Genomic DNA, 11871 nt, shown 5'->3' on the forward strand with positions numbered 1-11871 from the left:
GGCGCCCGCGCGCGGCCCCCGCCCCCCGGGGGCTGGGGGGGGCGCGCCCGGGCGCCGCGGCCCCGCGGCCGGCCGCTACCCGCGCGGCGTTGCCGCGCTAAACGTACGTCCCAGCATGGTTTTTTCCAGCAGCTCCGTGGCGGGTAAGGGGTGCACGGGCGGGGAAAGCGGAGCTAGACTGTCCGCCTTTGCGGCCTGCGGGCCGCCCTGAACGGAAGTGTCCTCCCGCATGAGTTGGCTCAGCAAGTTGATGCCGTCTGGCATCCGCACCGACAACACCCCCAGCAAGAAGCGCAGCGTCCCCGAAGGCCTGTGGGAAAAGTGCAGCAGCTGCGGTAGCGCGCTGTACCGTCCGGAGCTGGAAGCAAACCTGGAGGTCTGCCCGAAGTGCGGCCACCACATGGCCATCCGTGCGCGCGCGCGTCTGGCGGCACTGTTCGACGCCGACAGCACCACCGAGATCGGCGCACGCCTGGGGCCGACGGATCTGCTCAAGTTCAAGGACCAGAAGAAGTACGGCGAGCGGATCAAGATCGCGCAGAAGAACACCGGAGAGTACGACGCGCTGATCGCCATGCGCGGCCTGCTCAAGGGCCGTCCGCTGGTTGCGTCCTCCTTCGACTTCGCCTTCATGGGTGGGTCGATGGGCTCGGTGGTCGGCGAGCGTTTCGCGCTGGCGGCCGAAGCCGCTGCCGAGATCGGCGCCCCTTATGTCTGTTTCTCCGCCAGCGGCGGCGCGCGCATGCAGGAAGGCCTGTTCTCGCTGATGCAGATGGCCAAGACCTCGGCCGCGCTGGGCAAGCTGCGTGAAGCCGGGCAGCCCTACATTTCGGTGCTGACCCACCCGACCACCGGTGGCGTGTCGGCCTCGTTTGCGATGCTGGGCGACATCAACATCGCCGAGCCGCAGGCACTGATCGGCTTCGCCGGCCCGCGCGTGATCGAGCAGACCGTGCGCGAGAAGCTGCCCGAAGGGTTCCAGCGTTCGGAATTCCTGCTCGAACACGGTGCCATCGACCAGATCTGTGATCGCCGCGAGCTGCGTGACCGTCTGTCCGAACTGCTGGCGATGCTGCGCCGCGAACCGGCACCGGAGCCGGCTTGATGGGTGCGCGCAGGTACTTCGGCACCGATGGCATCCGCGGTCGGGTCGGCCAGGGGGTGATCTCGGCCGATTTCGTGCTGCGCCTGGGCAACGCCCTGGGGCGCGTGCTGGTCGCCCAGCGCGGCCAGGATGGCCGTCGCCCGATCGTGGTGATCGGCAAGGACACCCGCATCTCAGGCTACATGTTCGAAGCCGCGCTGGAGGCCGGGCTGGTCGCCGCCGGCGCCGATGTTCAGCTGCTGGGCCCGATGCCGACGCCGGCCGTTGCGTTCCTCACCCGCACCCTCGGTGTGGATGCGGGCATCGTCATCAGCGCCTCGCACAATCCGCATTACGACAACGGCATCAAGTTCTTCTCCGCCCAGGGCGAGAAGCTTGACGATGCCACCGAGCTGGCGCTCGAAGCCGCGCTCGATGTGCCGTTCACTACCGCCGTTTCGGAAAAGCTCGGCAAGGCGTCGCGTGCGCGCGAAGCGGTCGGTCGCTACATCGAGTTCTGCAAGTCCAGCGTGCCGCGCGCGTTCGACCTGCGCGGCGTCCGCCTGGTGCTCGACTGTGCGCACGGTGCCACCTACCAGATCGCACCGCTGCTGTTCCGCGAACTGGGCGCGGAGGTCATCGGAATCGGTGCCGAGCCCAACGGCGTCAACATCAACGATGGTGTGGGCTCGACCCATATCGACAACCTTGCCGCCAAGGTGCGTGAGACGCGTGCCGACCTCGGCATTGCCTTCGATGGCGACGGCGACCGTGTGCTGATGGCCGATGACCGTGGCAACCCGGTCGATGGCGATGACCTTGTGTACATCCTGGCACGCGCATGGCAGGCCGAAGGCCGCCTGCGCGGCCCGGTGGTCGGCACGCTGATGAGCAACTTCGGCCTGGAAAAAGCCCTGGGCGAACTGCAGATTCCGTTCCAGCGCAGCAACGTCGGTGACCGTTACGTGCACCAGGCGCTGGTCGAAGGCGGTGGTGTGCTCGGTGGCGAAGCATCTGGCCACCTGCTGTGCCTGGACCGGGCAACCACCGGTGATGGCATTGTCAGTGCGCTGCAGGTGCTGGTGGCGTTGAAGCAGCATGGAAACAGCCTGCGCGAAGCGCTGCAGCCGTTGTCGAAGGTGCCGCAGAAGACGGTCAACGTGCGTCTGGGTGATGTTTCGGCCAAGGCCACCGTGCAGGCCGACAGCGTGCAGGCTGCACTTGCCGAGGCGCAGCAGGCGGTGTCCGGCCGTGGTCGCGCGTTCCTGCGTCCTTCCGGTACCGAACCGGTGGTTCGGGTCACCGTCGAGGCCGATGACGCGACCTTGATGCAGGCCACGCTGGATCGATTGTCCGCCGCGGTGAAGGCCGCGGCTGCGGCCTGAGAACGAGCCGCGATCCTGTGAATGCAGATGCCCCGGCAAGCCGGGGCATTTTTTTGCGCGCGCTGCAGGGCGGGCTTACGGCCCGGGCACCATCTTCTTCTGGCGGGCCTTGAAGCCGTTGAAGATTGGCGCGATCAGCGGGTTGTAGCTCTGCATGATGCGCTTGCGCAGCCAGCTGGCGGGGCGGTTGCGGATCGCAAAGCGATAGATGCGCTCGGGGTCGCCGCCGATCACGTTGCGCCCGAACGGATGGGTGGTGTGCAGGTAGCGGAAGCCGTGCTCGCGGGCCACTTCGATGTGGTCCTGGTCGAAGTCGCCGTAGGGCCAGCACAACGTGTCGGAGACTTCGCCGAGCTTTTCCTGCAGGACCTGGCGGGACGTGGCCAGGTCCTGGTCGATACCGGCACGACGCTGCGCGCGGTCCAGGTCCTGGCGTCGCAGCCAGCGGGTGTGGGTATGGGTATGGCAATGCACTTCGAAGGTTCCCGCGTCGATGGCCGCGCGAGCTTCACTCCAGCGCATCATCACATCATCGCTGCGGTTCTGTTCGTAGATCGCCGCTTCGCAGCCGCGGTGGTCCGGTGTGCCCGGCAGCGTTGCCCCTTCAATGCCGGCGTGTGGCCGCGCCGGGCCTTCGCCCATCCAGCCGGTCACCACGAAAACCACCGCGTGCATGCCGTATTTCTGCAGGATCGGGTGGGCATACACCCAGTTGTCCAGATAGCCGTCATCAAAGGTGATCACGATGGATTTGCGTGGCACCGGCGTGCCCGCCAGGAAGCCGGCGTACCGGTCCAGCGTCAGCGAGGTCCAGCCATCGCGTGCAAGCCAGGCGATCTGGCTCTCGAAATTCTCCGGCGACACGGTGATCATGCCCGGCGATGGACTGACGTGATGGTGCATCAGCACCGGTACGGTTCGGGCATCAGCCATGTCCCAGCTCCTTCAGCCACAGGTGGTAGTAGTGTTCGGTGGTCTCGCCATGCCCGGTGGGGCTGAAGCGCCGCGCGCTGCGCATCCAGTCCCAGCCCGCCCGGCCCATCGACTGCCGGCGTTGCGGGTCGTCGGCCAGCAGGCGCAACGCGCCGGTCAAGGCTGCATTGTCACCCAGGCGGGTGAGGATGGCATTGCTGCCGTCCACCACCATTTCCGGCACGCCTCCCACCCGCGTGGCCACGATCGGCACGCCGACGAACGCCGCTTCCAGGAACACCGTACCGGCCGCTTCCTTGTGCGAGGCGAGGGCAAAGATGTCAAAGCCCGCCATCAGGCGGCAGGCATCATCGCGATAGCCCAGCAGGTGGACCTGCTGTTCCAGGCCATGTTCGGCGCGCAGCGCCAGCATGCGTTCCATCACCGCCTTGCCATCGCCAACCACCGCCAGGTGCAGGTTCGGATTGCTCTTGCACAGTGGCACCATCGCCTGCAGCAGGTCGATGTGTCCCTTCGGCTCACGCAGCACCGCAACGCAGCCGACCACGACGTCCTGCGCGCCAAAGCCAAGTTCCGCACGCACCTGCGCGCGCGCTTCCTGCAGGCACTGCCAGGGATCGTCTTTGTGCATGTCGGTCCAGCGTGGCGGCACCGCGATGGGCGGCACGATGCCGATGTTGTCGGCGGGTATGCCGCGGTCGGCCAGCAGTTGCTTGACGAAGCTGCTCACCGTGATCACCCGGTGCGGCAGGCCGGTGTAGGTCAGCAGCGAATTGACCGGGCTCATCAGGTGGCGTGAGCGCACCACCAGTGGCGTGCCGCCCAGTCGGGCACCGGCCGCAGCGATCAGCGCGTCGCGCCGGCTGGTGGTATTGACCACGTCATAGCGCTCCCGGCGAACCAGTCGCGAAACCGACCAGATGCCGCGCAGCAGGCGGCCCAGCCCGCCCATGCGCAGGGTGTGCACGGTAAAGCCGTCGCCGCGTGCGAGCTCGCCCAGGCGTGCGTCGGGCTGGCACAGCAGCGAGACATCATGGCCGCGTGCACGCATCACCTGCATGTGGCGGAGAATATAGATCTCCTGCCCACCCATGCCTTTGGCGGCTTCGGTATGCAGGATGCGCAGTGGACGGTTCATGCGGGAATCGGTCCTTGAATTCATCGGTTGCGGAAGCGCGTCAACGCTTCCCATGCCGCGCGGATGCTGGCGGCGTCAGGCGTCTGTTGTGGCAGGGGCTGATAGCGCGCATCGAGCGCGGTGGCATTGCCGAACTTGTCGAAGACATAGATCGCCTCGCCGTTGCGGACCGCGCGCTGCGACCAGCTCTCCACCACCAGTGCGCGTGTTGCCGACGGCGCCGCGAGCAGGTCATGGCCGGTGCTGTAATCGGTCAGTTCGTTCTCGCAGCCCAGGCCATGGCGCATCAACGTAGGCACCCAGTCTTCGTGCGAGCTGACACGCGCGTCGTGGCCGCTGGGCTGGCCAGGCCAGTGCAGTACGAACGGCACCTGCAACTGGTAGTTGGAGAAATTGCCGTTGTGGCCCCAGTAGTTGAGCTTGAGGTCGTTGAATTCCTCGGCATGGTCACCGGTCACCAGCACGATCGTGTCCTGCTCCAGGCCCTGCGCGCGCAGGTCGTCCAGCAGCGATCCAAGCAGGCTGTCGGCGTAGTGCACCGCGGTGTGGTAACGATTCAACTCCGGGGTCGGGTCGTGGTCGGGGCCGAACTTCAGGAAGTCGATCTCGCCGGCCATCGGCGTGGCCAGCGGCGGATAGCCGGCGGGCATGTGGTACGGCGCATGGGTTGAATCCAGGAACACGAAGCCGAACCAGGGGCGCTGCGCGGCCTGGCTGGTGCGGATGTCCTTCTGCAGTGCTGCCACGATGGCGCCATCGCGGCCGTCGGATTTCAGTTCCGGCGGACCCTGGTGCAACTGGTCGCGGACATCGGCGAATGCGGTGCGGTCGAACTCCGGGCTGTACAGCGGCGCGCTGCCGTACAGGTGCAGGTCATAGCCCTGCTGTCCCAGCACCTTGAACAACTGCGACCCGCGCTGTTCGTCCAGCATGCTCGGCCAGTAGCCGCCCGGCAGGCCGTACAACAGCCCGAACAGGCCATAACGGGTGGCATTGCCGGTGCTGAAGTGGTGGTTGTAGACCCGCGAGGTCTGCGCCAGCGCCGATGCGTTGGGCATGAACCGCGGTGTCAGCGCGTCATGGCGCAACGATTCCAGCACCACCATCAGCACGTTCGGTCGCTTGTGGCTCTGGCAGCGCAGCGGCTGCAGCGGGTAGTTCAGCTGGGCGTGGCGTGGGTCGGGCAGTCCGACCTGGTGCTGGCTGACCACACCGAAGCGGCGCATCGCGCTCTTGGCGGTGATCGGCTGCGCCCAGGGCAGGTAGTTCCACTGGCTGATCACCGCGCGCTCGCCACGCGCATCGTAGTAGGCGGTGGCAACCTGGCCGCCGCCCATCAGCAGGGCAACAACAGCCCAGGCCTGCAGCACCCGACGCCGCTGTGGAGTGACGGGCAGCAGCTTCCAGCACGCCCAGGCCAGCAAGCCCTGTGCAGTGAAGATCGCCGCCACCATGGCAACCGCCTGCAGCCAGGTCTTCCACGACAGGCTCACCTGGTCCTGCAGTGCCCCGCCGAACACCATGTTGGCGACCATGGCATTGAGGTGGAAGCGGTACAGCGCAAATACCTTGGCATCGACCAGCAGCAGGCACAGCCACAGCCCCTGGCAGATCACCGCCGACACGCTCAGCGCCCGCGCGCTGCGCGGCCACAGGCCGACGGCCAGCGGCAGCAGGCCAGCCAGTGCGCCGAACGCCAGCAGGTGGCCGGGCAGGGCAACGGCAAGATAGGCCAGGCCAAGTGCGCCACCGGGATTGTCGCGCAGCGGCACGTTGCCCAGCGCGATCACCGCGGCCAGCACCGCGTTTGCGGCAATGAACAGCGACCACCAGGCCAACCGGCGCCAGAGTCGGTCGGGTGCGGAAACAGCAGTGGCGGCGTCGAACGAGGCGGCGTCCATGGGCGGTCGGCAGGGTCGGTTGGTGCAGGGGAGGGCATTGCCGGCGCTACAGGGCCCAGGGGGATCCGCGCGCGGGGTCGCGCATTGTATCGGTTTGTTTCAATGTACCGGTGTCGACCTCCGGTCGATCTGTCACAATGTTCAGGTGGGCCTGCTGCGTCTGCTCGCCCCCACTGACCCAACGACAAGCCAGGAACCGCAGTGAGCCAGATCCCCACCCTCGATATCACCCGTTTCGACAGCGACCGCGACGCCTTCGTGGCTGAACTGGGCGCGGCTTACCGCCAATGGGGATTCGCGGGCATCCGCAACCACGGTATTCCGCAGGCCGATATCGACGCGGCCTACGACATCTTCAAAGCCTTCTTCGCACTGCCCGATGAGACCAAGCGCAAGTACCACGTCGCCGGCAGTGGCGGCGCGCGCGGCTATACGCCGTTCGGCGTTGAAACCGCCAAGGGCTCCAAGCACTTCGACCTGAAGGAGTTCTGGCACATCGGCCGCGAGATTGCCGACGATTCCAAGTACCGGGACGTGATGGCGCCGAACCTGTGGCCGTCCGAAGTCGAGGGGTTCCGTGAGCGTGGCTACGGCCTGTACCAGGCGCTGGACAACCTTGGTTCGCGCGTGCTTTCGGCGCTGGCCCTGCACATCGGCCTGCCGGAGAACTTCTTCGCCGACAAGACCAATTTCGGCAATTCGATCCTGCGCCCGATCCATTACCCGCCGATCACCACCGACGACATCCCGAATGTGCGTGCCGGTGCGCATGGCGACATCAATTTCATCACTCTGCTGGTGGGCGCCAGCGCGGCCGGCCTGGAAGTGCAGTCGCATGAAGGTGACTGGGTGCCGTTCACCTCCGACGCGGACACCATCGTGGTCAACATCGGCGACATGCTGCAGCGCCTGACCAACCATGTGTACCCGTCCACGATCCATCGCGTGGTCAATCCTCCGGGCGAGCTGGCCCGCCAGCCGCGTTATTCGGTGCCGTTCTTCCTGCACCCGAACCCGGATTTCCTGATCGACGTGCTGCCTTCGTGCATCACCGCGGACAACCCGAGCCGCTACCCGGAGCCGATCACCGCCCATGGGTTCCTTGAGGAACGCCTGCGCGAGATCAAGCTGAAGTAATGAAGAAGCCGCCGAAAGGCGGCTTTTTCATTACGGGTGGCGCCGGGCGATGCTTGGCGAGCGTAGCGGGGTGTTCGGCAGGGTTGCACCCTGCACCCTGCACCCGCAGAGGCCAGGGCCAAAGCCTAAAGCCAAAGCCTAAAGCCAAAGCGGCCCCGGGTTTCTGCGGATTGGGCGGGGCGGTGTGGGCTGGCAGGACACGCCGTAAACCCATCCCTGGGGGCTCGATGGCGCCATCCATGGCGCCAACGGTCCTGCCAGCCCACACCGCCCCACCCCCGACAGTTTCCCGCCGCTGTTGGTACCGGCGGCTCCTGGTAGGTGTCGACCTTGGTCGACGCATCTGTCAGATGTCGAAATAAATCTGGGTCAGATCCCGGAGCCACTGGGAATGCTGCCTTTGTTTTTGGTTTTGCTTTTTGCTCTTGCTCTTCCTTTTTCTTTCCGTGGCGGGCGGAACCGCCGGAATCTGTCAGAGGCCGGGCGGGTGGGGCTGCGCAGGGGCGTGAGCCGCATGGATGCGGCGATCGAGCTTACATGGATGTACTTGCAGCGTCCCCTGCGCAGCCCCCCCGCCCGGCCCACCCCCAGCAAACTGCTTTTGGCGGAAAGCCCCAGCCACGAGGGGCTCCGCCGATGGCCACCGACCGCGCGTAGCGCCGCCCTTCGCCGGAATTCCCGAACCATGCGCTTGCTCACGGATTGAGCACGCAATTGATGACAACGTTGTCCCCACCTGGCGCCGGACTCTCTCCCCGGCCTCCCAGGTACCTCCGTCCGTCCCCCTCCGTCGCCTTCCCGGGCGATGTCCGGACCTGCGTTACGTGCGGCGCCATCGGGGCCCGCGCGCCAACCGATCGATCGGAGACACACCATGTACGACCCGCTTGTGCTGAGTGCCGATGTCCGCAGTGCCGAACGTTCCCTCCACCGCTGTCGCCCACGCCGCCTGGCCTGGCTGCTGGCCCTTGCCGGGGCGGTTGCCCTGCCCGGCGTGGCGCAGGCGGCCAGCTGTGCCGGCGTCGCCCAATGGGACCAGGCCAAGATCTACCGTGCCGGCGATACCCTGCAGAAGGGAGGCGTCCTCTACCGGGCCAACCAGGACATCTGGAACGCACCGCCCGATCACCCGGCGGGCGCGCCCTACTACACCAACCTTGGCGCCTGCGATGGCGGCGGCAGCAACCAGCCTCCCGTGGTCAGCCTCACCTCACCGGCCAACGGCGCCACCTTCAGTGCCGGCAGCACGGTCAACGTGACCGCCAACGCCAGTGATCCCGATGGCAGCGTCAGCAAGGTCGAATTCTTCCGCGATGGCAGCTCGATCGGCATCGACACCAGTGCGCCGTACAGTGCCAGCTGGGCCAATGCCAGCGCCGGCAGCCACACGCTGCGTGCGGTGGCCACCGACAACAACAACGCCACCGCCAGCACCGCGACCATCAGCATCACCGTCAACGCGGCCAGCGGCGACACCACCGCGCCCAGCGTGCCGGGCGGGCTGGCCGTGGGCACCCGCACGGCCAACAGCATCGCGCTGAGCTGGAGCCCCTCCACCGACAACACCGGCGGCAGCGGCCTGGCCGGCTATGACGTGTACCGCAACGGCAGCCTGGTCGGCTCGCCGTCCAGCGCCAGCTATGTCGATGGCGGGCTGACTGCATCGACCAGCTACAGCTACCGTGTCCGTGCACGCGACAACGCCGGCAATGCATCGGCGCAGGGCACCGCAGTGACCGCCAGCACCCTGGCCGGCGATGGCGGCACCACCGGCAAGCGGGTCATCGGCTACTTCACCCAGTGGGGCATCTACGGCCGCAACTACCGGGTGAAGAACATCGACAGCAGCGGTTCGGCTGCACGCCTGACCCACATCAACTACGCCTTCGGCAACGTGCGCAACAACCGCTGCGAGGTGGGCATCACCCAGGCGTCCGATCCGAACACCGGTGCCGGCGGCGATGCATTTGCCGACTACAGCAAGGCCTTCGGTGCCGGCGAGAGCGTGAGCGGCAGCGCCGATACCTGGGACCAGCCGCTGCGCGGCAACTGGAACCAGCTCAAGCAGCTCAAGGCCAAGCACCCGGGGTTGAAGGTGCTGATCTCGCTGGGTGGCTGGACCTGGTCGCGCGGCTTCTCCAGCGCGGCGCGCCCGGAAAACCGCCAGGCCTTCGTGGCCTCGTGCATCGACGCCTACATCAAGGGCAACCTGCCGGTAACCGACGGCGCCGGTGGCGTGGGTGCGGCGCTGGGCGTGTTCGATGGCATCGACATCGACTGGGAATACCCGGTGGCGTGTGGCATCGAATGTGGCAAGCCGGAAGACAACGCCAACTTCACCGCGCTGATGGCCGAGTTCCGTCGCCAGCTCGATGCGGTGCGTCCGGGCCTGCTGCTGACGGTGGCGGTGGGTGCGGGCATCGACAAGATCCGCGTCACCGACCCTGCCGCCTACCACCCGTACCTGGACTACATCAACGTGATGACCTACGACTTCCACGGCGCGTGGGATGCGAAGACCAATCACCAGTCGGCGCTGTTCGATTCACCCAATGATCCTTCGACCGGCGACCAGAAGCTGTACAACAGCAACGACGCCATCGAAGCGTTCATCAGCCGTGGGGTTCCCGCCGCCAAGCTCAACCTGGGCATCGGCTACTACGGGCGCGGCTGGACCGGCGTGGCCAATGCCAACAACGGCCTGTACCAGACCGCCACCGGTGCTGCACCGGGTACCTACGAGGCGGGCATCGAAGACTGGAAGGTGCTGAAGAACCTGGCATGGCAGGGCTACACCGACAACACCGCCGGTGCCACCTGGATCTACAACGGCAGCACGTTGTGGAGTTTTGACACCCCGGCCAACATCACCCGCAAGATGGGCTATGTGAAAACCCAGGGACTGGGCGGCGCGTTCGTCTGGGAGTTCAGCGGCGACGATGCGCAGGGCACGCTGACCAAGGCGGTCAGTGACGGTCTGCAGTAAGCAAAACGCCGGGGGTGCGACACGCACCTCCGGCTTCGCTCGCATGATGCATCCGCCGGGGGGGGGGGCCCCGCGGCCCCCCCACCCACCCCGGGCGGGGCCCGGCCGCGCCGGGGGGGGGGGGAGGGGCGGGGGGGCGGCCGGGGCCCCCCGCGCCCGCCCCCCCCCCCCCCCCCCCCCCCGGGGCGGCCCCCCCCGGCCGTGGTGGCGCCCCCGCCTGCGCCCCCGGCCTGGGCGCGCGCCCCCCCCCCCCCCCCCCCCCCCCGCCCCCCCCCCCCCCCCCCGGCGGTGTTCTGATCAGCGCTTGGCCGACAGCTTCTCCAGCGCGGCACGCAACTGCGCCGGCGGCAGGTAGCCGCCCAGCTGGGTGCCATCGGGGGCGAAGATCGCCGGCGTACCGTTCACGCCCAGCTGCTGGCCCAGCGCGTACTGCATCGCCACCGGGTTGGTGCAGTTCTTCGCGGCCACCGTGCCACCGCGCTTTGCACTGGTCAGCGCCTGGCGGCGGTCTGCCGCACACCAGACCGAGATCATGTCGGTGTAGTCCTTGCTGCCCAGGCCCATGCGCGGGAACGCCAGGTACTCCACGGTAATGCCGTTGCGGTTGAGCTCGGCGATGTCCTGGTGCAGCTTGCGGCAGTAGCCACACTCGATATCGGTGAACACGCTGATGGTGTACTTGGCGTTGGGCGCAGCAAACACGATGCGGTCGCCATGGTTGGCCTTGGCCAGCAGATCGCGGCGGTAGCCCAGCAGGCCTTCGCTGTTGGCCGGACCCTTGGCGCGGGTGTCGTAGGGCTGCGACTGGAACAGGTAGCGGCCATCGTCGGACACGTACAGCAGCTGGCCGGAAACCACGACCTCACGGAAGCCGGGGAACGGCGCAGCACCGATGTAATCGACCTGGAAGCCGGGGTTGAGCTCGGTGAGCGCCTTGCGCACGGCCTGGTCGGCCGCGCCGTTGGCCGCTGGCGCAGCCTTGGCGACTGCGGCGGGGGCGGCATTCGCGGCGGGCGGGGCCGGCTGGGCGCAGGCAGTCAGGCTGAGCGCGCCGAACACGGCGGCAAGGGCAAATCGGCGCATGAAGCAGTCCGCAGCAGAAGAAGATCCCGGATTCTGACACAGCCACCCTGAGCGGTTCGCGATGCCGCGCACACCCCGCATGGCCCGCCCCCGGCGGACGGATCAGCCCCGGGGATGGTGGCGGGCGTGCAGCTTCTGCAGATGCTCGCGTGCGACCAGGGTGTAGAACTGAGTAGTCGACAACGCGCAGAGAACCAGCAGCAACAGCCGCCCGCGCCGCTCGG

Annotated in this window: 8 protein-coding genes and 1 pseudogene; 4 read left to right on the forward strand and 5 right to left on the reverse strand. The window is 67.3% G+C overall.

Annotated elements, in window-relative coordinates:
• The first annotated feature begins 229 nt into the window (after positions 1-229).
• Together accD and glmM are read left to right on the forward strand one after the other, a co-directional pair.
• Entirely contained in the window at positions 230-1105 is an 876-nt protein-coding gene (gene accD, locus ACVOLJ_RS20435) for an acetyl-CoA carboxylase, carboxyltransferase subunit beta (RefSeq protein WP_475280351.1), read from the forward strand.
• A complete protein-coding gene (gene glmM, locus ACVOLJ_RS20440) occupies positions 1105-2469 on the forward strand; it encodes a phosphoglucosamine mutase (protein ID WP_475280350.1) in 1365 nt (454 codons plus the stop codon). Before accD ends, glmM begins: the two co-directional genes overlap by 1 nt.
• 75 nt (positions 2470-2544) lie before the next feature.
• Here the strand turns inward: glmM and ACVOLJ_RS20445 are convergent, their stop codons facing one another.
• The 3 genes from ACVOLJ_RS20445 to ACVOLJ_RS20455 are packed head-to-tail and all read right to left on the reverse strand — an operon-like array spanning position 2545 to position 6441.
• Positions 2545-3402 (reverse strand): polysaccharide deacetylase family protein, encoded by an 858-nt coding sequence (locus ACVOLJ_RS20445; RefSeq protein WP_481564957.1) that lies wholly within the window; start codon positions 3400-3402, stop codon positions 2545-2547.
• Positions 3395-4540: a glycosyltransferase family 4 protein gene (locus tag ACVOLJ_RS20450; protein WP_481564958.1), complete on the reverse strand. Its 1146-nt coding sequence runs from the start codon at positions 4538-4540 to the stop codon at positions 3395-3397. The genes ACVOLJ_RS20445 and ACVOLJ_RS20450 overlap by 8 nt, the downstream gene beginning before the upstream one ends.
• A gap of 20 nt (positions 4541-4560) precedes the next feature.
• Positions 4561-6441, reverse strand: a complete 1881-nt coding sequence (locus ACVOLJ_RS20455) for a DUF3413 domain-containing protein (protein ID WP_481564959.1) — start codon at positions 6439-6441, stop codon at positions 4561-4563.
• Between the two features lie 201 nt (positions 6442-6642).
• On the opposite strand from ACVOLJ_RS20455, the gene ACVOLJ_RS20460 reads away from it, so the two are divergent.
• Positions 6643-7578: an isopenicillin N synthase family dioxygenase gene (locus ACVOLJ_RS20460; protein WP_475280346.1), complete on the forward strand. Its 936-nt coding sequence runs from the start codon at positions 6643-6645 to the stop codon at positions 7576-7578.
• A gap of 874 nt (positions 7579-8452) precedes the next feature.
• Complete coding sequence (locus ACVOLJ_RS20465) at positions 8453-10564, forward strand: glycosyl hydrolase family 18 protein (RefSeq protein WP_481564960.1); 2112 nt, start codon at positions 8453-8455, stop codon at positions 10562-10564.
• A gap of 297 nt (positions 10565-10861) precedes the next feature.
• On the opposite strand, the gene ACVOLJ_RS20470 is transcribed toward ACVOLJ_RS20465, so the two are convergent.
• Together ACVOLJ_RS20470 and ACVOLJ_RS20475 are read right to left on the reverse strand one after the other, a co-directional pair.
• On the reverse strand, positions 10862-11647 hold the full coding sequence (locus tag ACVOLJ_RS20470; protein WP_481564961.1) for a thioredoxin fold domain-containing protein: 786 nt from the start codon (positions 11645-11647) through the stop codon (positions 10862-10864).
• A gap of 102 nt (positions 11648-11749) precedes the next feature.
• Positions 11750-11871: pseudogene (locus tag ACVOLJ_RS20475) on the reverse strand (site-specific tyrosine recombinase XerD); the annotation flags it as partial.

Source organism: Stenotrophomonas sp. STEN046, assembly GCF_056759755.1.

Excerpts from the sequence above, each read along its gene's own strand:
- ACVOLJ_RS20465 (WP_481564960.1), top strand. The coding sequence starts at position 8,453 with ATGTACGACCCGCTTGTGCTGAGTGCCGATGTCCGCAGTGCCGAACGT.
- accD (WP_475280351.1), top strand. The coding sequence starts at position 230 with ATGAGTTGGCTCAGCAAGTTGATGCCGTCTGGCATCCGCACCGACAAC.
- ACVOLJ_RS20455 (WP_481564959.1), bottom strand. The coding sequence starts at position 6,441 with ATGGACGCCGCCTCGTTCGACGCCGCCACTGCTGTTTCCGCACCCGAC.
- glmM (WP_475280350.1), top strand. The coding sequence starts at position 1,105 with ATGGGTGCGCGCAGGTACTTCGGCACCGATGGCATCCGCGGTCGGGTC.
- ACVOLJ_RS20450 (WP_481564958.1), bottom strand. The coding sequence starts at position 4,540 with ATGAACCGTCCACTGCGCATCCTGCATACCGAAGCCGCCAAAGGCATG.
- ACVOLJ_RS20445 (WP_481564957.1), bottom strand. The coding sequence starts at position 3,402 with ATGGCTGATGCCCGAACCGTACCGGTGCTGATGCACCATCACGTCAGT.
- ACVOLJ_RS20470 (WP_481564961.1), bottom strand. The coding sequence starts at position 11,647 with ATGCGCCGATTTGCCCTTGCCGCCGTGTTCGGCGCGCTCAGCCTGACT.